Source organism: Fervidicoccus sp. (assembly GCF_049967375.1).
Lineage (GTDB): Archaea > Thermoproteota > Thermoprotei_A > Sulfolobales > Fervidicoccaceae > Fervidicoccus > Fervidicoccus fontis.
Genome location: NZ_JBMFSV010000021.1, coordinates 1 through 21,084, shown reverse-complemented (window position 1 = coordinate 21,084; position 21,084 = coordinate 1). Strand labels below are relative to the sequence as shown.

Sequence of the window (21,084 nt, the reverse complement as noted above, 5' to 3'; positions counted from 1 at the left end):
TAAATTAGGAAACAAATCCGTAATTGCAGATACAGTAGAAGCTTATGAGAACACTGACATCGCTGACAAATACAATGTAATGAGCGTGCCTGTAATAGCAATAAATGGAGAAGTTGCATTTGTGGGACTTCCTTACGAAGTTGACTTCGTCGAAAAGGTAAAAGAATTAAGCTAAAGTTATATATGCCTTTTTTGATTTTTTTATGTGTGATGATCGTTGAATGATGTAGTTTTAACGGTTGTCGCGATCGTTACTTATTGGGTCATAGCACTCGCCATTGGGTATGCTTTAAGGAAAAAATTTAAAGGATTGGAAGTTTCCCCCTTTTTTATAATTTTTAAAAAGCCTTCTGCTCTCTCCTTTTTGGATAAATATGAAAAAAACAAGTTTCTGAGAGGATTAATATACGCTTCAGTAATTCTCACGTTCATATCGCTCTTCATGTTCTATTACTACATGATCGAAGCTGTAGCTTTAAGGTTTTCAGGATACAGCTCAGGTGGTCTCGTTCCAATTATACCTGGGATAACAATAAAAGGAACTGCTATTATCTACATACTTATTTCTATAGGAATAGCTGCCCTAATCCATGAGCTTTCTCATGCGTTTGCATCAAGGGTAGCACATATCCCCGTTAAAAACGTAGGATTCATACTTGCAGTATTTATACCGGCCGCATTTGTGGAGCCGGACGAAGAGGCGTTCAAAAAAGCATCTTTTAAAGATAAGATTAAAATACTCTCTGCTGGACCTTCATCTAACCTGATAATAGCGTTCATCTTTCTAATTCTAATTTTACTCATGACAGTAAATGCTGTCGGAGCGACAGTGGTTTCTGTGGAAAGTGGATCTCCAGCACAAATTTATGGAATAAAGCCGGGTTACACGATACTGGAAATAAACGGTACAAAAATAGGCTCTCCATATGATATAGGGCCGATAATCGAGAACTACACCAACAGTGGGGTTTGGTTCAATATTACATATAGATCTCCAAGCTCTGAAAACCTCAGCTGGTTGCTTGTCTACAAGCCCTCGAATGTAAGTAAGATTGGAATCACAATCGAGCAGGCAAAAGGCATACAATCACTTCCGGATAGTGTTTATTTTCCCATGCTGGAATTTTTCACATTTATGTATGTTATAAACTTCAGCCTCGCGATAATAAATGCGGCGCCTATTTTTATCACTGATGGAGGGAGGATAATAAGCGAAATCATTTCGTTGAAAATCCCTGGAAATAAAGGAAAAGCTCTGAATTTCTTCATACAGACTTTTACGCTGCTTTTAGTACTTTCAGCAATAACCTTTACTCCAATTGCATGAGATCTGCATTTGAAAGCATTACATATGTATTCTTTATAAAACCTCAACTGTTAACTATATACAGTAGAAAGGGTGTATAGCATGTCAGAAAGCAGAAGCGGAAAAAATGATCTGAGAATTAGGGAAATGAAGGCAGGGAGCACTACTACTAATCCGAAAAAGGCAGCCGAAGAGATAGATCAGTACATAAGCATGATGCAGAAAAAGTTTGAAAAAATAAAAAACAGGATAATGATCTTCAGCGGCAAAGGTGGTGTCGGAAAGACCTTTATAGCTGCATCTATAGCTATGTATCTTTCAAAAATGGGCTATAAGGTTGGGGTATATGATGCTGATGAGACGGGATCCGTAATACCATTCGTTCTCGGGAATTCCGATGCCGAAATATATATGGAAGAAAGCTCTGGAGAGCTTATTCCTGCAAACATTAAAGGTATACAGGTAATGAGTCTTGAGTTAATGCTAAAAGAAAAGGACTCTCCTCTAATTTGGCAGGGCGCTTTAAGAACGAAGTTCATACTTCAAACCCTCGCTTTGACTCGATGGGAGGATCTCGACTTCCTAATATTCGACATGCCTCCAGGTACTGGTGATGAGGCTATTACAATTTCTCAATATGTACCTTCACCAAAATATGCAATCATCGTCTCATCTCCCGGAAAGCTATCTGAAGGAGTTGTTAGAAAGGCAGTGGTCTTTCTCAAGAAAATGGAGATTCCCATACTAGGGATCGTTGAAAACATGAGTCATTACACTTGCGATGATGGCAGCAAAATCGAAGTTTTTGGAAAAAGCTACATCGAGGAGATTGCAAGGGATCACGGGATTGAGGCTTTAGGAAAAATTCCTTTAGATGAAAGGATCAGAGAGTCCCAGGATAAGGGCGTTCCTATTTATGAGCTTGCAAGCGGGAGCGAAGTTGACAGATCTCTTGAACTCTTAGCGAAAAAAATCATTGAAAAGCTGAGCTCAAAGGATCTCTGAAAGTTTATAAAAATTACTTCTTTTTATCTTTCCATTACTGCAAAATTCAACTCCTTCTAGTTCCAAAAGCCTTCTTTTAAATTCTTTACCGCTAAAAGCAGAATAACCTCCCAGATTGCCGTTTTTCATTACAACTCTATGGCAGGGAACCAAGATGGGCTCATCGTTCTTTGATAATATTTTTCCAACTGATCTCGGTGACCAGCCAGTTATCTTTGAGAGCTCACTGTAGCTTGTAACTTTTCCAGGAGGAATCAGCTGAAGAAGAATTTTGACTAATTCTAATTTGTCCAAGTCCTTACTCCTCTCTGACCTCCTCCCCGCCTAAAGGGCGAGGCTTTCAGTTGTAAGATCTCTCTAATGGCATGTTAAAAAATATTATTGAAAAGATGAATAATATTTTAATAGTAAAAAAGATAAGGAATGTAATATGGGAACAATAGATATTTCTTTATTTGTAAGAGTGCCTGAAGCTGGTTATTTAACCTCTCTCTCGGACGCTATTTCCAGCATTCTCAGAGAGAAGACACACGTGGGCGGAACGATAACAGGCTTGACAGAAGAAGGATGCGTCTTGTTTGCACAGCCGCACTTTTCGAGCATTCAATGGCTCGATGAGCAACAGAAGATAGGATTTAAGATAAGGATTATCTGTGAAGAGCCGATATCCGTTTATAAAGTTATAAAGAGCATAAGAAGCAAAATAGAAAGAGAGATTGCGCTTGAATTTTAAACCAATATAATTGAAGAAGTTTTAAGTACATGAAAAGGTTTTTTAAAGTAATTTGTATAAACAAAATATTTGAAGGGCCCGTAGCCTAGCCAGGATAGGGCGCCAGCCTCCTAAGCTGGTGGTCCGGGGTTCAAATCCCCGCGGGCCCGTTAGCTTCTGCTATTTTTCTGCGTATATTAGGTTTCCCATGCTTCTTTAATTGAAAAATAGCTCCAGGGTTTTATCTATCTGATCTTTATTATTTCTAAAAGAACGATATTACGTAATGAACAGGATAAAAAATTTAAATCTCTTTCTTAATAACGTTAAAGGGGATGCATGAAACTTCTTTTACAGTATTTAAGAGCTTCTTTTTTGCCAAATCAATAGCAAGCCCATAGAGCTTCATTTTCATAAGTAGTGTAAGAAAACTGGGAAGAGGAGCTCCTGAAGCTTCCGGATGCCCGCCACCTCCCAGCTTGAAAGCTATTTCTCTAACGTTGCACTTTTTCGACCTAAATTCATATTTCCCTCTCTTATCCACCACAACTACAATATCTGAATTTCTTACAGACATAAGATACTGAGCAAGCATGCTTGTGCTCAGATCGTTATGACTTTTAAATACAAATGTCAGTTTGATCCCTTCTATATTGATATCTTCCGCTTTTTCTCTATAAAATCCCATGAGCTCAATTTCCCTGTCAAACACTTCTACGGCTTTATTTTTTGATGCTTCAATTAGCGTTTCGAAGCTCGGGGACTTTACAAATATGCTATGAACGTATTCGAGCCATTTTTTTCCTCTGCCATTGCCTACAAATCTAACCAAAAAAGGTGCAGCCCAGTCGTTAAATATCCATAAATCTGCTGAGCACACAGATTTGGAAAGCATATAAGAAAAAATATCATCGGTGTTCAAATTTCTATAAACAATCTCAGTAGCGCAGTGATTTTCGTCAACTCTCAGATCTACACCTTGCTTGATGAGATCATCCTTCCACTCATTATTCCATATGTGATGGTCAAACCATCTTATTCTAGCTCCTTTTTCCCTCGATATTTTTTCCAACGCTCTTTCTACTTCTTTAATAGTTGAGGCATTTGGACCTATATCGGTAATAACCAGTTCATCGAAACTTTCATCAGATTTTGCTATGCTCTTAACCGCCTTTAAAAGCTGGTAAGGCTCAACGAATATAACTTTATAGCTTTCAGGCTTTGTATTTCTTATGTATAGGGATGAAGAGCCTACTCCGTCTAGATCTGTGTGAGTTATCGAAATTAATTTGACATTTCTCATTGAGGGACTCTCTCCTCATTTTTAAACTTAAGTATTAAATCTCTTGGGATCGATATCCCAACTTTTTGTCCTTCAGAAATTTCTTCACTAGGCGGAACTCTCACAATCACGCTGTGTTTTTCATCAATTGAAATCTCCAATAGCTTGTAAGCACCTAAGTACTGAATTTCTTCAACTAATCCGCTGATGTCTCCATCGGTGTTTACAATTTCAGCATCTTCTGGCCTAAACCCAACAAGGTCAGCATCATCTATACCAAAAAACGACGCAGGAAGCAAGTTGCTCAGTCCAATAAAGGTAAAAATAAATGTGTTCTTAGGTTTCCTGTAGATTTCAGCGGGACTGCCGTCTTGAACGATTTTGCCGGAATTCAGTATTACTATATTATCAGCTATTGCCATAGCCTCTTCCTGATCATGTGTTACATGTATTACAGTCATGTTCAGCTTCCTTTGCAATTCCTTTAGAAATACCCTGACCTCAAGTCTTAGCCTCGCATCTAAATTACTCAAAGGCTCGTCGAGGAGAAGTATTTTTGGCTCCTTAACTAGGGCTCTTGCAATTGCGACCCTCTGTTGCTGTCCACCAGAAAGCTGATGAGGATACTTATGAAGCTCGCTGGAGATCCCGAGTATCTCAGCGACATTCTTAACTTTCTCATCTATTGTCTTTCTGTCTAGCTTTTTTATTTTAAGCGGAACGGAAATATTTTCATACGCAGTTAAATGAGGGTAAAGAGCATAGTTCTGAAATACGAGCCCTATATCTCTCTTCCATGCTGGAACATTTGTTATGTCGACACCATCTAGTATTATCTTCCCCTCATCTGGGAGTTCCAATCCTGCAATGAGCCTGAGGGTGGTAGTCTTTCCAGATCCAGAAGAGCCTAAAACTACATTGTAGCTTTTTTCTTTGAAAGTATATTCCTCTATCCTAAGCTCAAACTGACCATATCTCTTTCTCAAATTTTCAAGCCTTAGTGTCATATTTTTCCACCACTTGAGCCCCAAATTTTTTCAAGGTTATTCCTACCGAAGTAGAGGAGCACCAGAGACGGGATTGAACTTATGACTCCGGCCGCAGCTACACCCCCATAGCTCATAGAAACAGGACTCATGAGGAGTCCTATGAATATTGAAAAGGTCTGAGCCCCTGAAAAGCTTAAAGGCTTACTGAGATCATATGGCGAATAGGTAAAAGCTAGAGGAAAGATGAGCGCTCCCCAGCTATACAAAAATGCATAGATGGTCGCAACGCTGAGACCGCTTCTGCTCAATGGCAGAACCATTTTGTAGAATACCTTAAGCCTGTTCATACCATCCATCTGAGCAGCTTCTTCGATCTGCTTTGGAAATTTTAAATAATAATTATACATTATCCACGTCGTTATTGGGATCGTCATTATTGGATATGTCAGTATTAAGGCCCACCACGTATTAATTATACCTAGTATTTTTAAAAATGCGAAAATTGGGATTATGTATATAAGCGTAGGAGTAGCGTTGAGGTAGAGGATGTAGATAAGCAACTTGCTACCGCCAAATTTATGAGATGCCATCGAATACGCCAATGGGGAAACGAGAAAGAGGGTTATAAGAGTATTTATAGAAGCCACTGCAAGTGTAGTTATTATATAGGGCAAACCTTGAGTAAACATGAGATCGAAGTTGGCAAACGTTACTGACCTCGGATATAGTAAGGGAGGGATGCTTATAAGCTCAATAGGTGTCTTCAGTGCTATATTTATAATCCAGTACATCGGTATGAGGAAGAAGGCTAGGTAAATAGCAACAATAAGCTTATGCAACCAGAGGGGAGCTTCAGAGTTTGGTATAAAGTCCGGAACGGACAGCCTCATGAACTTCTGAGATCCTAAAGTTTTTATGTAGATAATAGCGAGAGCTGTTGATAGTAGCGACATGAGAACAATTATGGCAGCTGCATATCCAGGAACACCGGAGTAAAACTGGTCAAAGGCGTAATATGCTAAATTGTCCAGAATCCTCGGCCCAGCTTGAGATGTGCCTATATAAATTGGGTCAAATGTAAAGAGTCCAGTTATCATCATAAGGACAAAAGCCGTAAGTATTTGAGGCGAGATGAGAGGGAGATCTATCATAAAGAATCTCTTTGCACCTGCAAGACCATCAGAGCTGGCAGCATGCTGTATTTCTTTTGGTATTGAAACCAATCCGGAATAAATTATAAGCGTAGCCATCGGAAGGCTTCTCCACACATCTATAAGCACAACGGTCCAAATTGATGAAGCTAAGTTGGTTTTTGTGAGGTAATATGCTACTCCAAAGAACGGATTTATCATGAGGTACCACATGCTTGCAGCTGTGACAGGAGGAATAAATGCAGGAAGCATTATGAGGAACAGCCACTTGCTCCCTACCCTTTTCAGTGCAACAGCTAAGGGAATCGCGAAGATTATGTCAATAATCGGGGTTGCAAACATGTATAAAAGCGTATTCACTATGATCCTGGAAAGATATGGATCCTTTTTAAACCAGAAATAGTTTTCAAGACCTGTATATATCAATCTTCCGAGAGGATCCTGAGTATATAAGCTTAAGATGAAGTTACTTACTATAGGATAAATTGTAAATATGAGAATATAAGCTATGGCTGGAAGTGAAATTAAAAAAATATATTTGTCTATTTTCCTCATGAACTACACCAAAAAAAGTTTATGAGGAAACTTTCATAAGGTTTATCCACTGTTGCTCTATGTAATTCACTGCGTCCTGCGCGCTTATTTTTCCTCTAAAGTAGTCGGCGACAGTATTAATGAATATTGGTCTCAAATCTGTAAAGAAGTTGCTAATGTAGTTTACGAGGGCCATTCTCTGAAGGTTCGGTATGGTCATGTTCTTCAGCAAAGGTATGAAGTTTGCAACCCATGCAGTATTGTTAACGGTTGCTGCAACCTCCATACCGGAAAACGTAGCCGGCATGAAACCATATAATTCAGCTCCCTTCTTATATTCTTGAGCCGTCGTCATAAATGCAATGAAGTCCGCAGCTAGGTCTGGGTTCTTTGAGTTCGGATTGATTCCTATAAATGTTGGTGCCTGACCTGTTGCAACGCTTGGAAGTGGCGCAATCCCGATGTTCCCTGCTACCTTAGAGAGAGATGCGTTGTTGTAAATTGGTATGAAGCTCGTCCAAGCCGCAACCATCGCATAATCTCCAGTTAAGAACAGGTCTCTGAGCTGATCGTATTCCATTGCCTGCTGGTCAATTGGAGGCTGGAACTGGATCAATTGCTTATATGTTTCAAGTGCCTGAACACCAGCGGTGCAATTTATTGTAGGCACGATCGTTTTGTTGACGAGCTTGAAAAACGCCCAGTATCCCTGAACAGGGATTCCCTGCTGACTTGATTGCGGAACTTGAGTGCACGGATCGTTTATCGCATATGTGTAGAATATTGAAACGTACCCATTGAATATCGACTGAGTCAATCCATCAGGGAATAGAAGGGCGTATTTGGTTATGTTTTGAGATTGAATGAATTGGGCACCATCTATAAGCTTGTCCCAAGTATCCCACTTCGTAGGATCAAAGTCAAAGCCATATTTGGATTTGAACTCATTTGCTAGTGTCTGATTTTCGAATATGCTCTTTTGATAAATGAGCACATAACCGAATACCTGCTGGAACGGCACTCCTGATATCTTAACAACTCCTCCTTGTGAATCTAGAAGGTATGCCGGAAGGAGTGTGGATGGCGGTATATCGCTTAAATTAAATACCCCTTTCGTAAAGTAGGGCCTCACATCAAGGAGGTATGGTCCTAATGTTGACGCTTGTGAAGGATAATATATAATTAAATCAGGAGAAGGATTCTGGTTTCTGAGAGATGTTAAAGCTGTAGAGACCAACTGTCCGAATGGAACAGGTTGAACCTGGATAGTAACTCCAGGGTTTTTCGACATAAAGTCATTCGCGACCATCTGCACGTATGGTAGAAGAGTAGGATCTCCGTTTGGCACAAGCACTGTAAGAGATCCATTCAAGCCAGAAGTAGTTGTGGTGGTTGTTGTTGGGGAGGTTCCTCCCCTGTTTTCCATCGCGTAATAGGCTACAATCCCTATAACTGCAATGACAATTACAATTCCTATGATTGCAATTGTGGATATAGCTCTCTTTTTACCCATAAATAAGATCACCTATTTTTAAGTTAAAATTTGTTATAATCTGTTTTAAATTTTCTTATCTTCAATTTGCAAATCCAAATAAAATTTAAAATGATAAAAGCCCAGTTATTTTAGCATGAAGCTACCTTCATAAAAATCAAGGGTAATACTTTTTCTAAAAAATGAGGATACTATACTCTGAGAAGTAGAGAAGTTTTTGTAGTGTAAGAAGTTAGGATTTATCCCTAACGATCGAAGAATTAAGAGAGTATGATCCTATCAAGGTCATTTGCAAATATTACTTTGCCGTTTAACGATTTTGGTAAAATTTGATAACTGCTATTCAAGTTATTGAAGTTTTCATCTATATGATTTAAAATCAGCTTTTCAGCTCCAATTGCTTTTGCCGCTTCAATTGCTTCTAAAACAGTGGAATGTCCATATTTATGACATAAATCTTTGTTTCTCTCATCACAAGTCGCCTCATGAACAAGGTATTTTACCCCCTTTAATACGGAAATCAAAGATTCACATGGTTCGGATGTATCTGAAGAAAATCCTAATGAGTTCCCCCTCTTATCGAGGATCTTCAACCCGTAGCTTTCAATAGTATGACATGCGGGTGCTGGAATCAAAGTGAGGTCATTTAATTTATAGGTTTCATGTACTTTAACTGTTTCAACTGAAAAGGAGAAGCTTATGTTTGAAAAGAGGTGGGGTGCAGCTGTTCTTATCATGCTCTCTATTCCATTGGGACCAATTATTTTAAGTGGCTTGCTCCTTTTTTCAATATGGGCTTGGAATAAAAGCTCCGGTAATCCCAAAAAATGATCCATATGGTAGTGAGTTATGAATATTGCATCAATTTCCTTTAGCAAGCCTCTTTCACCGAGCCTGTAATGGCATCCCACTCCGCAGTCGATTAAGAGAGCTGTCTCTTCACTGAAAACTACAGACGAAGCCCTCCATCTATTTGAGCCTGGACTACCTCCAGCTCCTGTTCCAATGAACAAAATCTCCATTCTGTGACACCTACATATATCAAAAATTTCTAAATTTCCCTTTTTAATATGTATTGATTTTATGCTAATCTAAAATTTTTAACAAACAGTTTAAAACTTTTAGGTTCAGTAGTTAAAAAGCAGAACTTTCAATAAATCCCTATCGCTTATGATTTTTACGCTTCCATTAATTCTTACCAATACAGCTCCAAGCCTTTCAAAGTAGATTAAAGACGCAACTTCCTTCAGAGAATAGGTACAATCAATCTGCCATGGATTTTCTGAAACATACGCAACCATCTCCTCAACTGGCTTTCTGCTACCTTTAAGGAGGAGATCGACTGAATGCTCAGAAAGCACGTAGTAAAGTATTTTCAATAATGATGTCATGCCGTATATTTCTTCCCCCTTCATCACTAGAAGCTGCTTCACTCCAGTGCTCAGCATAAGCCCTACAGCAGCCAGTATCTCTTCATCGAAATCGACAGACTGCGGCTCTGGAGCTGGAACTTCGCACGGGCTCAAGTCTATATGCTCTGGGATCGCTTTTAGTAAATTTCTCTCATCAATTGCACCCATGATCTCGTTATTTTCTATAACTGGGACAAAGCCTATATTTTTGTTCACCAAAAGATCGATGACGTCGTCCAGGGAGCTCTCAATATTAAGGGAGATGATTGGAGATGATGCGTAGTATTTTATAGGACTTTCCAGTATTTTCCCAAGCCTTCCAGATTCAAGTATTTCTATTCCTTCTTCACCTTCTACAAAAATGGCCTTTGCAATATCCCTTATGCTCACAACCCCCCATGCCCTTCCGCTGTCATCCACTATTATTGAATGATTCCTATTCCTCTTCAGCATCTCCCTAGAAACTGCAAGCAGAGAATCAGCCCAATTCATTACGACTGGCTTTTTATCAATGAAATCCCTTATCAAGCAAAACACCTAAAATTCGAAATTAACAATTTAAAATTATCATAACATAATAAAAAACGTTTTGTAGGAAATTGCAGGAATGGATATAGAGTTTGTTTTTTAAATGTAAAAGTGTTAATTTTTCCTGGTTGATTAAATTGAATAACAAAGGAAAAAGGATCACTTTTAAAATTTTTGATGAGCGAACGAAAGAATATGACTCATGGTTTGATAAACAACAAAAAATATATAAAAGCGAGGTTGATCTCGCTAAAAGATTTCCGTGCATAAGCCCTTGTTTAGAAATTGGAGTGGGTACAGGGAGATTCGCTAAACCATTAAATGTCGAATTTGGTATAGATCCTTCTGTCTCATCTCTTAAAATCTCAGCAGAAAAAGGGATTGAAGTAATTAGGGCGACTGCTGAATATCTCCCGCTTAGAGATGAGAGTTTCAATACAGCCTACCTAATCGTCACACTATGCTTCGTAGAGGACCCTAACAGAACTCTTCTGGAAGCTTTTAGAATATTAAAGCCAGAGGGAAAACTGGTCACATGTGTCGTCCCGCTTGATTCACAATGGGGATCTTTTTACGAAGAAAAGAAGAAGAAAGGAGAGACTTTCTTCTATAAGGAAGCCGTATTCTTCACAAAGAAAGAGATTAAGGAAATGATCACCAATGCAGGCTTCATTCTGGAAAAATTTGGCAGCGTGCTTCACTACCCTCCTAATTCGAGTCCAGTTCCAGAAGAGCCTTCTTTTAATGAAAACGGCTCATTTGTCTGCTATGAAGCAAAAAAGCCGATAGTTTAAAAAGTGAAGAAAATTTTGATTTACATTTTCTCTAATGTCACAACTCCAACTATATTGAGAGCTGATCCAATAATGCTCTTCACGGCATTTACTGTGGCAATTTTTAGAGCCCTGTACCTTTCATCCTTTTCACCAAGAACCGGGACGTTGTCATACCAGCTGTTGAATTTCTGAGAGATATCGCCTAAATATGCCACAATGAGCTCAGGCTTCAGTTCAGTTGTAGATTTGTGAATCACCCATGGGAATTTTGAGAGAGATCTTATCAGCTTATATGTCTGATCGTCTTTCTCTATGATATCAAATTCCGTGGGCCTTTCATAGCTTCCGGCCTTTGCCAATAGGCTGAAAGCTCTTGCATAGGTATATTGAACATATGGAGCGGTATTCTTCTCAAAGTTTATTACATCATTCAGCTTAAGTACGAGAGGCTTCTCCGAAGAAATGCTTACAAGCGAGTACCTAACAGCGCTCCTGCCTACAGCTTTGTATACTTGTTCGACATCTTCAGCAACCTGCCCCTTCCTCTTCAAAAGCTCCTGCTTTGCTGCGTTTTCAGACATCTCAATTAGCTCATCTAGGCTAACAAACCTTCCTCTTCTTCCACTCATTTTGTATCCAGGGAGATTTACCATCTCATATGAGTAATGAATAAGCCTTTCTGCGTACTCTCTATATCCCAAAGAGTAGAGAGCTAGCCTGAGCTGCGCCTGCGGAAGGGTCTGCTCCTTTGCTATTACGTTTATAACGTAATCTGCATTGAACTCCTTGAACTTTTTAATAGAGTAGGCGATATCCCTCGTAGTATATAGGGTAGTTCCATCGCTCCTTTTCAAAATCAGAGGAGGAATATCCATCTCTTTTGGTATGAACAGCTTTTCCTTTAAGCTATCGTTCAGAATGGTCTCGTAGCTTAAAGCCTCTGCTCCTTTATATATAGTGAAGACTTGGGATTCTCTAGCTTTCCTTAAAATTTCATCAACAAGACCGCTCCAAACAAGATCGCTTTCATAATCCCATTTATCAAACTCTATCCCAAGCTTACCCAGAGTCTCTTTAAAGCCTCCTATCACAAGCTCTATAACTTCTCTGAATATTTTTACTACATTTTCATCGTGCTGCTCATATCTCAGAGAAAGTTGAGAAATCTCCTTTTCAGGATCTTCGTCTTTCATAATTTTTTCTGCAAGCACATCAAAAATCTCCGGCGATCTATCCCTTATCCTCGCGCTTTCTGCAACCAGCTCATCCTGCTGAGCAATTAAAGCTTGGTAATCGTCCTCGCTAGCACTTTTAATCTTCTTCTTTAACTCGTTAATTTCAACAAGTATATTTGTGGCAGCATATATTTCCCCTATCCTATGATCGATTTTTTCCTCATTCAAAAATCTCTTCCAATCACCATCTTCATTAAGCTTTAATATCCCATATATAAGCAAAGCCATCTGTCTGCCCATATCATCTATGTAGAACCTTCTCTCAATGTTCATTCCGTAGAATTTTAGCAACCTGCTTATAGTATCGCCCAAGCAGGAATTTCTGGCATGTCCTATGTGCAGTGGGTGAAGTGGATTTGCGCTCGTGTGCTCAACGACAATGTTCAATTTTTTAACTGCCTGACCACCGCCGTAGTTATCTAGATCTCTAAAAAATTCCTCAAAGAATTTTTTTGCAAACTCCACTCTGTTAAACTTTAAATTCAAGTACCCTGAAGTGTATGTAGCGTCGATTTTTACTCCAGAAGCTTCGGTAAGTTTTCTGCTCAGCTCTTTAGTATAATCTTCAATGCCTCTCTTCATCTGCCTTATTTCTCTAACAAGAGGGTAAGACAGATCAGCATCTACATTTTCAGGAGGCTCAGAGATCAAGAAAAGCCTGTCTTGAGAAGACGGACCCAGCTCGTCATCAAGAGATTCCCTTAAAGCAAGAAGTATCCGGTTGTACAAATATTTATCATTTATACTTAGTGGAAGATTCGCCATTTCGCTCTTACCCTTTTAACAGAATATGGTTCATTTAAAAATGTAATTCAAGCATTTATTTACCTTTTTATTAAAAAAAAGAAAGATAAGAGTCTGAATTCACCTTGATGATTCTAACATTCTTCCATTCTTTTGTGCTGAACAGCATTTCAGCTACTCTCTCTTGCCCCTTGAAGCTTGGTATTCTTCCTCTTACATCCTTTGGAAATACGAGATTCGTCTACTCTCAAGGAGGGACCAAATTCTCTTCCTTATCGCTTCTTTTTCCTCATTAGCCATGAACATCAGCTAATTAGCTCAGTTTTTTGTAATGAATTTAAAAACAGTTTGTCTAGGCTTGCAATTTATTTTTCCAGCTTCAATTTGAGCCCTAAGTCCTTTTGCCTTTCGAAATCTTTATCTTTCGTCATGAGCTCTAAGTTTTTTGCTATAGCTACAGAGGCGATCAAGAGATCCGCATCACGTATGAGATTTTCCTTTTCCTTGAGGGCATCGTATAATACGCAGTACTTTAATATTGCTTCATTATCTAAGCTTTTAAGCTCGTAGCTTTTCTCCAAAAGCTCTTTAACCATTACTCTCTTCTCAGGAGCTATACCACAAAGCACTTCTATTAAAGTTATTGACGAAATGGCTCCTTCCTCGTAGACTCCCTTCTTTACATCCTCAATCAAAACACTTGTATCGATTAGCCTCATCTCAGCTTGAATCCCTTTCTGAACTCTCTGCTGGATCTTTCAATTCCCCCTAAATCTTCAGAGCTTATTATCTTCCTGAGCTTATTGAATGCTTCTTCAGCCTTGCTCCTTTTAGCTTCCCTGTATAGCTTTTTTTGGATCTCGCTCGGGTTCAAAAGCATGAACCCTGTCTTCAGCCTAGGAGAAGGAATGAGCAGCATCTTCCCTTCTTCCAGAGCTCTTTGTCTCACTGGTTGCTGAGGAAAATGAAAAAATTACTCTAATAGCTTCTTTATCTCTTCGATTTTTTGCTTCACTAATTCAAGTCTTTCCTTGCACTTTTCCTCTTCGCTGCTCTTTACAAGGATTTCGGGAACTATGTTGCTTAAGCTCCCTCCACTCTTTACCAATTGCTCGTAAGTTTCTTTAACCATCTTTCCAGCATCTGTCTTTCCTGAAAGGTGGTTTCTTATAGTTGCTTCAGTCCTTTCAAGCTCTTCAGCTATCCTCGATGCCGGAATTCCCGCTCTCTCCCTAGCCAGTGCTCCTGCAGCAACTATCAGAGAATCAAGCCATGTCAATTTGTCTTTCGTTTCAAGAGCCTGCTGAAGGACGTCTTCTCTGAACAAAGTCGCAATAATAAGAGCGAGTTCAAGTTTTCTGATCTCTTCCTTCCCCACAGGCTTTAGTGGTACTTCTGACATTCTCTCACCAAATAAATTATAATTATTTTTCTCTATATATTTTTTACATTTAAAAAACTCATTCATATCTCAACGCAACAGCGGGAGGGATCCTCGAGGCCATATATGCAGGCAAAATCCCTCCTACTACTCCTACGAGTATTGTCAATCCAATTGAAGTTATGAATAAATGTGCGGAGAACAGCGGATGACTGTTTATTACAACTGTGTTTGTTCCAGCCCTTATAGTCATTCCACTTCCTCCAAGCACAAATGAACCTGCAACTCCGAGCAGACTGCCTGCAACGGCTGCTATAAAGCTCATGAGAGTTGATTCAGATAATATCATTATTATGATTTCCCTGTTGGTATATCCTATCGACTTCATTACGCCTATCTCTTTCGTCCTTTCAATGACTGAAGTAACCATGGTCGCTGTTGTCCCAGCTATTGCAACGGCGAATGCAGAAAGTGAAGCTACATAATTTATATAGTTTACTGCTCCAGTTATGCTTGAAACTATATCTGCAATTGCACTGAAGGAGATCACAGAAACCTTATTTCCATAGGTGCTCTCTACAGTGCTGACAAAATCCTTCACGTAGATAGGATCACTCACCTGTACCAATATGCCGCTCCAGCTGTTTAGACCTAAAAGCTTCTGACCTGCATCAGTATCTAAGAATATTGTCTGGTCTGGGCTGAAGATAAGAGCGCCCCCATATTCTTTAAGCACTCCGCTTACAATTACGTTTACTGTTTTGTACTGAGGGATTCCGTTAGTGATTTTCGTAAAAACTTTTAATGGTACCACATCGCCCACTCCATATTCTAAATTTCCATTTTGGTCGTAGGCGACTTTATGCCCTATTAATGCATCAAGCACATCTCCCTGCGAAGGAGCGCTTCCCTCCTCGATTTCCAGCCCTCCAATCGCATGTAATACGAAGTTCACATCCGTGCAGTAAATATAAATTTGCTCTTGTGAGTTGCCCACTGTGACTGTTGCTTGTGTCAAGTAATATGGCACGGCATTTACAACATAACTGAACGACTTGAAGTAGCTCAGATCGCTAGATGTCAGAGTATAATCTGAAGACGGAGTTATCATTATGTTGTTTTGTCCGAGGCTCGTCACTTGATTGAGGATGTATTGAGAGTACCCTCCTACTACAGCTCCCATCATGACAATTACTGCTGGGCCTATAATTATTCCTAGAATAGTCAATATGCTCCTTAGCTTCCTGCTTCCGAGGGACTTAACTGCCATTTTATAGGACATTCCCAAAAGCGAGAAAAACCTTTTGATGCTCATTCTGGCAACCTTTTTTCAATGTCTTTTTGGTGAGTCTTATACATTCTATAAATTATGTATCCTGCACCAAGCAGGAAAATCGCCACGATGAATAATGCTATAATATATTCTTCAGGCATTTCGCTGGTCGAGGTTGTAGTTGTTGCGGAAGTTTCGTTCACCTGTTGGTTGATAACAGAGAGCTGTAGCGTTCTATTGATATTTTCATTGAAGGCATTATAATAGCTTATTGTTATGTTTACAATCGGGACATACTGAGAAGCTGGGATATCGACCCTAAAGGCATACTGTGAGCTTGGATCTATGTCTCCAACAAAATAGCTAGAAGTCTGTTTTCCTGTGCTCCCAACAACTTCAACCCTGTAAGCGGTTGATGAGCCGTAATTTATCAATGTTCCCGTCACCTTTATGTCATTGCTGCTGTATACAGCTTGTCCGCCGGTCAAAGCTATATCTATGAATGGCTCAATTGACAGCGCCAAAGAGGTAGTGAAGCTCTTTGAATTTCCCTGAGGATCTTCATAGCTTATTTGGATGTTCAATGGCGCGACTCCATAGTTTATAATTGTTGAAGCACCGGAAAAGGACTGAGCTCCAAGCGGATTGAATGCAAAAGTAACTGGGAAGCTCATATTGCTGTTTGGAGGAATTTCTTTTATGTAGAAGACAGATGGCGTAGCCAAGAGCAGTGAGGATGATGCACCTGAGGTTATTGTTGAGGGAGGAGATAAAGTTACATATACATTATAAGCAGGGCTACTTCCGTAATTGCATATTACAACGGTCATGTTGGTGTATCTGCTCCTTATATCGAGAGACCCAAATACTTTAACGTCAATGTACCTAATGTTCCCAAGCACTGGAATTTGAAAGCTTATTGAGGTATTTCTAATGTTCCCCCAAGCATCAACGAAGCTGAGTGTTGCATTTGCAGTGTAAATTCCTGTACTGTTAACATTTATGTTCAGAGGGAATGAAAATGTAATAGTACTTCCCTTCTGAATCCCTGACTGCTGGGTACTAGACTGCTGAGAGCTCGAAAGCACTTGCTGGTAGTATGCCTGTAGGCTCTGAACTGTAAGCTGAGATGGAAGAGAGACCGAGGGAGTATATGGAAGGATGGAAAATACTGAAGTATTTGTGTTTGAGTACGTGATCCCCGGGGGTAGGTTAACGGTTAAAACAGGGTAATTCATAGAATCGTATCCCAAATTCCTTATTGTAAGCCTGAACTGATCGCCGAGGGAAAAAGTGTCAGCGGAGCTTAGCGGAAAAGACGAGTCGACTACCTCTAATGTATTGCTTTCCCCAGTTATATTAAGCTGTACTTGAAATAAATTGAAGAGCCTTGAGCCCGGACCTCCTGTATTTGCTATGTAGTCAACCAAGAGTGTAGCATTGTAAATCCCCGGAGGAATGTTGCCTACATTAAATTTAAACTGAAGAGTAGAAGAGGAATAGCTTTGCAAGACAGTGCCGTAATATGTACTTGCATAATTGCACCCGTTGCTTTCAAAGCCGCTTGGAAGGAACAGTGTGGCATTTATACCGTTGATTGAGAATGGAAGCCTATTTGCTATCTGTACAGTATAAATGGCGTTGTCTGTGTTTGGATAAACTGTGTAGCTGCTAAGCCAGCCGCTCGATATGAGAGAGACCCCTGTTCCGTTGCTTACTCCTACATAATTCTCAATTCCTACAAAGCTAGTGAAGTTTGAAAAAATTACTATGTATGCGTTGTTTCCTAAATTTATCATATAAGAAACGTTGAAGTGTACAGGAACTTCATTTTGGGAAAGAAGCTGAGAAAGAGAAGTTGAGTTTATGTCGAAATAGAACGAAAGAGTGAATGTCCCCCCAGTTGAAATGCTTCCATAGTAAGAGTCGATGTTCGAAATCGGAATGAAGTACTCAGAATTTGCTGTGCCGTTCGCAGAAAAAATCGGGTATTGACCTGTATTTAAAAAGGTTGCACTGAGTTGCACGTATCTGGAATTCTCATAGACGGGCTGAGGTGATGCTGCTCCCCATTTTAGGCTTAGAAGATTTAGCTCATAATAGTAGGAGGGAATGCTCTCCACCTGAACTGTAAATGTAATGGTTCCCTGCGCGTCATATCCAACTCCGTCCTGGGTGGACATTAACGCGTTTAAGGTTATAGAAAAAGTGTAATTGCCAGGCGAGAGGCTTTTATCGATATTTATTCCTGAAAAAGAGATCGTTGTTCTTGAATTGCTCTGAAGGGTTCCAATCTGAATGCTTCCGCCTGTATAGACAAACCCGCTTGGAAGCGAAAGAGAAGCAACCGCAGAATTGATCGTACTGTTACCATCATTTTCTATCGTGATTTGAAGCTGCGTATTCTGAGTCCCAGGATATCCCGCTGGATTCCACTGGGAAGAGACAACTTTAACCATCAAAGGGGGATATTGAGAGACTGTAACGTAAATTGTAAAGTAGTCAGTCTCTCTTGTTGTGGAATTAATGGTATAAGATAAGGAGAACCCAATAGGGTAAGTCCCGGGAGAGACATCACTATTAACATTTAAATAGTACTCAAAATACACCACATCGCTAGCATTTATAAAATAAACCTGGTTCCCATACAAATCTCTCGCAGCTGATGAATACCCGCTGTTTGAGCTCGGGGAAAAACCGGGAGGCAAACTGCTCAAGTTTCCTATAGCATTACTGGCATTTACGTTAAAGAGAACTTCTATCCTCAATTGGGCATTTTTGCTCCCGGGATAAACAGGAGTGTTTTGAGAAGAGACGAAATTAATTGAGTTTATTTGAGTGTTTGTTGGTTCAGAGGTTTGTGCTTCTGATACAATTATGGCAAAGGATGCAGCAATAATAATGATCGATAGAAGATAGAAAATTTTTCTGTAGAACATAATAATCAGCTCTTCTCAATAATTCTACATAATACCATTATTGATGTTATCTAAAATCAAATCGAATTAATATTTTTTAACTTTATATAAGTACAAAAATTCGATTCAGTATCATAATCATAAATGAATTGTTTAGAAATTTTTGTTAATACTTTACATTTCCATATTTTATGAAACATATTACTATTCTAATTAAAATAAAACCAAGCCAAAAAAAGATAAAGTTACCCTTGTAATAGTCGATGTCCAGAAGGGATTTTTAGAAGAGGCAAAGATGATAAAAGAAAAGCATGGACACGCATATCTATATGATAGACTCGTCCAAGTCACTATACCCAATATAAAAAAGCTCCTCAATTTTTTCCGAGAAAATAAGCTTCCTGTAGTGCATGCTGTTATAGGAAGTTATAGAACGGATGGAAAAGATAGGTCTCCTGTTCAATCTAGACCTGGATGGAATTATTCGCTTCAAATTATAGGAACTTCTTCGCAAGAAGAGGTTGATGAATTAAGACCGCTAAAAGACGAAATAGTTGTTTACAAAACTACTGACAGCGCACTTAATGGAACTTCCTTGGGACATATTCTTAGATGGATGGGAATTGAACATGTTGTAGTTACTGGAATTGTCACGGATCAATGCGTTGCAGGAACGGTGAGAGATTTAGCAGATTGGGGTTTCATAGTTTATGTAGTAGAGGATGCAACAGCTGCAATTTCGCAAGAGTTCCATGAAATGGAATTGAGGATAATAAACCAAATTTATGCAAAGGTAGTAAGCACTGAAGAAATTATAGAAGATTTGAAATAAGTTAAATATCTTTATTATTTTTTAAAATATACCTTGAGTGGTAGAATTTGGTTAATTTAAAAGAAGAAGCTAGGAAATTTAGCCCAACTGAAAAGGTTTACCTGGAAAATTCCTACTTGAAGGAAATAAACGCCAATCTTTTATCAATTTTAATGGAAAGCAAAAACAAAGCATACCTGGTCTTTGACAAGACTATCTTTCATCCAAAAAGCGGAGGACAGGAGAGCGATACCGGAACAATTTATGATAACGAGAGGCTTTTTGAGGTGAAAAAGGTTTTAGAAGTTGATGGTGTCGCGTTTCATTATGCCAATATACAAAAAAACAGCGGAATACCAGAAAAGGGAGAGATTTTTAGACTAAAGCTTGATTGGGAGAGAAGGTACAAAATCATGCGATCTCATACTGCAGGTCATATTCTTGACTACGCTGTCATGAAAGTTACTGGAAAAAAGGTAAATACAATCGAAGCCAATCATGCCAGTATCGGATCCTACATAAAATATGAGCATATAAACTTGAGTCCTATTCAACTGGAAATGATAGAAAAAACAGCTAACGAAGCGGTCAAAGCGGGCATAAGTGTAAATGTCAGATATGTTAAAAGAGAGGAATTGGAAAAATTTGTATTTAATGCACCAAATCTAGAGAGGTTGCCGGATGTTGGAATATACAGGATCGTTGAGATACAAAATGTCAACTCCATTCCATGCTCCGGCACACATGTAAAGAATACAAGCGAAATCAACTATATCAAGATAAAAGGCGTAAAAGAGGAAGATGACGGAACTGTTATTTTTTATGAAACAATTCCATAAATTTAATAAAAGGGAATCTATTTTATCTTAATTGAGCTTTGATAAATAACTTGTATATGCTGAATGTGAAAGCATGGAAAATTTGGAATTAGAAGATAGTTTTTCTAAAAAAGAAAATTCGATGAAGAACGTTATCGTTAGGAAGGCAAGAATTTCTGACGTGGACCGCATTTTCAAAATATATAGTGAAAACATCGAATATTTGGATGAAGAGAGCAAGAATTGGCTGAAAAGCATAATTAAGAAAAAGAGCAGAAGGGCGAGGATATATGTCGCATTAAGAAGAAAGAAACTTGTAGGGTTCATAATATTTTATAAAAAAAGGAAAGAAGCATACATTGATGCTTTTGCAGTGGATTCTCGCTATAGAGGATTGGGAATAGGAAGGAAACTGTTGAATTGTATAGAGCAAACTCTTGAGCTTGAGGGAGTAAAAAGGATATATCTCTCTGTGAAAAACAGAAACAACAATGCTTTAGGATTGTACCTGAAAAACGGCTACAAAGTTACTAACATTGTATTTATTTTAGAAGCTGGATTGGATAATTTAAATGGAAAGCTTGGAGAGCTTGAGGGCTTGAAGCTGAAAGTTGATAGCGTAAAAAAGCATAATGAGATAAATTCGAAGATAAAGCTCCTGGACACATCAATATGGAGCAATTTGACTTGGGATATCGATGATTCTATATATAAAAT

General features: G+C 38.9%; 21 protein-coding genes and 1 tRNA gene. 9 read left to right on the top strand and 13 right to left on the bottom strand.

From position 1 onward, the window contains the following. Positions 1 to 22 precede the first annotated feature (22 nt). From ACP5SL_RS04760 to ACP5SL_RS04750, 3 genes are all read left to right on the top strand, one after another. Complete coding sequence (locus ACP5SL_RS04760) at positions 23 to 175, top strand: thioredoxin family protein (RefSeq protein WP_428228255.1); 153 nt, start codon at positions 23 to 25, stop codon at positions 173 to 175. Positions 176 to 217: 42 nt separating this feature from the next. After that, on the top strand, positions 218 to 1,327 hold the full coding sequence (locus ACP5SL_RS04755; protein WP_014557300.1) for a site-2 protease family protein: 1,110 nt from the start codon (positions 218 to 220) through the stop codon (positions 1,325 to 1,327). Between the two features lie 81 nt (positions 1,328 to 1,408). Beyond that, positions 1,409 to 2,311, top strand: a complete 903-nt coding sequence (locus tag ACP5SL_RS04750; RefSeq protein WP_322741370.1) for an Mrp/NBP35 family ATP-binding protein — start codon at positions 1,409 to 1,411, stop codon at positions 2,309 to 2,311. On the opposite strand, the gene ACP5SL_RS04745 is transcribed toward ACP5SL_RS04750, so the two are convergent. Beyond that, positions 2,297 to 2,605: an MGMT family protein gene (locus ACP5SL_RS04745; RefSeq protein WP_014557298.1), complete on the bottom strand. Its 309-nt coding sequence runs from the start codon at positions 2,603 to 2,605 to the stop codon at positions 2,297 to 2,299. The genes ACP5SL_RS04750 and ACP5SL_RS04745 overlap by 15 nt on opposite strands. 136 nt (positions 2,606 to 2,741) lie before the next feature. Here ACP5SL_RS04745 and ACP5SL_RS04740 point away from each other — a divergent pair, with 136 nt between their 5' ends. Together ACP5SL_RS04740 and ACP5SL_RS04735 are read left to right on the top strand one after the other, a co-directional pair. Then, on the top strand, positions 2,742 to 3,044 hold the full coding sequence (locus ACP5SL_RS04740; RefSeq protein ID WP_014557297.1) for a hypothetical protein: 303 nt from the start codon (positions 2,742 to 2,744) through the stop codon (positions 3,042 to 3,044). Positions 3,045 to 3,118: 74 nt separating this feature from the next. Then, positions 3,119 to 3,193: transfer RNA gene (locus ACP5SL_RS04735), tRNA-Arg, on the top strand. 134 nt (positions 3,194 to 3,327) lie between these two features. On the opposite strand, the gene ACP5SL_RS04730 is transcribed toward ACP5SL_RS04735, so the two are convergent. The 6 genes from ACP5SL_RS04730 to ACP5SL_RS04705 all read right to left on the bottom strand — a co-directional run bounded on the left by ACP5SL_RS04730 (position 3,328) and on the right by ACP5SL_RS04705 (position 10,411). After that, positions 3,328 to 4,326: a DHH family phosphoesterase gene (locus ACP5SL_RS04730; RefSeq protein WP_428228253.1), complete on the bottom strand. Its 999-nt coding sequence runs from the start codon at positions 4,324 to 4,326 to the stop codon at positions 3,328 to 3,330. After that, positions 4,323 to 5,312, bottom strand: a complete 990-nt coding sequence (locus ACP5SL_RS04725; protein WP_428228252.1) for an ABC transporter ATP-binding protein — start codon at positions 5,310 to 5,312, stop codon at positions 4,323 to 4,325. Before ACP5SL_RS04725 ends, ACP5SL_RS04730 begins: the two co-directional genes overlap by 4 nt. Beyond that, positions 5,309 to 7,000, bottom strand: coding sequence for an ABC transporter permease subunit (locus ACP5SL_RS04720; protein WP_428228251.1), 1,692 nt, complete (start codon positions 6,998 to 7,000; stop codon positions 5,309 to 5,311). Before ACP5SL_RS04720 ends, ACP5SL_RS04725 begins: the two co-directional genes overlap by 4 nt. A gap of 19 nt (positions 7,001 to 7,019) precedes the next feature. Beyond that, positions 7,020 to 8,492: an extracellular solute-binding protein gene (locus ACP5SL_RS04715; protein ID WP_193803452.1), complete on the bottom strand. Its 1,473-nt coding sequence runs from the start codon at positions 8,490 to 8,492 to the stop codon at positions 7,020 to 7,022. Between the two features lie 239 nt (positions 8,493 to 8,731). After that, positions 8,732 to 9,493 carry an MBL fold metallo-hydrolase gene (locus tag ACP5SL_RS04710; RefSeq protein WP_014557292.1) on the bottom strand — a complete coding sequence of 254 codons (762 nt, stop codon included), beginning with the start codon at positions 9,491 to 9,493 and terminating at the stop codon, positions 8,732 to 8,734. Positions 9,494 to 9,598: 105 nt separating this feature from the next. Next, positions 9,599 to 10,411 (bottom strand): CBS domain-containing protein, encoded by an 813-nt coding sequence (locus tag ACP5SL_RS04705; protein WP_428228250.1) that lies wholly within the window; start codon positions 10,409 to 10,411, stop codon positions 9,599 to 9,601. 137 nt (positions 10,412 to 10,548) lie between these two features. On the opposite strand from ACP5SL_RS04705, the gene ACP5SL_RS04700 reads away from it, so the two are divergent. Then, positions 10,549 to 11,205, top strand: coding sequence for a class I SAM-dependent methyltransferase (locus ACP5SL_RS04700; RefSeq protein WP_193803450.1), 657 nt, complete (start codon positions 10,549 to 10,551; stop codon positions 11,203 to 11,205). A 20-nt stretch (positions 11,206 to 11,225) separates the two neighbouring features. On the opposite strand, the gene ACP5SL_RS04695 is transcribed toward ACP5SL_RS04700, so the two are convergent. From ACP5SL_RS04695 to ACP5SL_RS04670, 6 genes are all read right to left on the bottom strand, one after another. Then, complete coding sequence (locus tag ACP5SL_RS04695) at positions 11,226 to 13,187, bottom strand: arginine--tRNA ligase (RefSeq protein WP_014557289.1); 1,962 nt, start codon at positions 13,185 to 13,187, stop codon at positions 11,226 to 11,228. Positions 13,188 to 13,531: 344 nt separating this feature from the next. Further along, on the bottom strand, positions 13,532 to 13,885 hold the full coding sequence (locus ACP5SL_RS04690) for a type II toxin-antitoxin system VapC family toxin (RefSeq protein ID WP_428228249.1): 354 nt from the start codon (positions 13,883 to 13,885) through the stop codon (positions 13,532 to 13,534). Further along, positions 13,882 to 14,085 carry a hypothetical protein gene (locus ACP5SL_RS04685; protein WP_428228248.1) on the bottom strand — a complete coding sequence of 68 codons (204 nt, stop codon included), beginning with the start codon at positions 14,083 to 14,085 and terminating at the stop codon, positions 13,882 to 13,884. The genes ACP5SL_RS04690 and ACP5SL_RS04685 overlap by 4 nt, the downstream gene beginning before the upstream one ends. A gap of 54 nt (positions 14,086 to 14,139) precedes the next feature. Further along, positions 14,140 to 14,568 carry a transcriptional regulator gene (locus ACP5SL_RS04680; protein WP_148683451.1) on the bottom strand — a complete coding sequence of 143 codons (429 nt, stop codon included), beginning with the start codon at positions 14,566 to 14,568 and terminating at the stop codon, positions 14,140 to 14,142. 58 nt (positions 14,569 to 14,626) lie between these two features. Beyond that, positions 14,627 to 15,862, bottom strand: coding sequence for an ABC transporter permease (locus ACP5SL_RS04675; protein ID WP_014557285.1), 1,236 nt, complete (start codon positions 15,860 to 15,862; stop codon positions 14,627 to 14,629). Then, on the bottom strand, positions 15,859 to 18,759 hold the full coding sequence (locus ACP5SL_RS04670; protein ID WP_428228247.1) for a hypothetical protein: 2,901 nt from the start codon (positions 18,757 to 18,759) through the stop codon (positions 15,859 to 15,861). Before ACP5SL_RS04670 ends, ACP5SL_RS04675 begins: the two co-directional genes overlap by 4 nt. A gap of 235 nt (positions 18,760 to 18,994) precedes the next feature. Here ACP5SL_RS04670 and ACP5SL_RS04665 point away from each other — a divergent pair, with 235 nt between their 5' ends. The 3 genes from ACP5SL_RS04665 to ACP5SL_RS04655 all read left to right on the top strand — a co-directional run. Continuing rightward, positions 18,995 to 19,570, top strand: coding sequence for a cysteine hydrolase family protein (locus ACP5SL_RS04665; RefSeq protein WP_428228254.1), 576 nt, complete (start codon positions 18,995 to 18,997; stop codon positions 19,568 to 19,570). A 47-nt stretch (positions 19,571 to 19,617) separates the two neighbouring features. After that, positions 19,618 to 20,388, top strand: a complete 771-nt coding sequence (locus ACP5SL_RS04660; protein WP_428228246.1) for an alanyl-tRNA editing protein — start codon at positions 19,618 to 19,620, stop codon at positions 20,386 to 20,388. A gap of 73 nt (positions 20,389 to 20,461) precedes the next feature. After that, a partial coding sequence (locus tag ACP5SL_RS04655; protein WP_428228245.1) for an N-acetyltransferase family protein occupies positions 20,462 to 21,084 on the top strand: 623 nt, incomplete at its 3' end.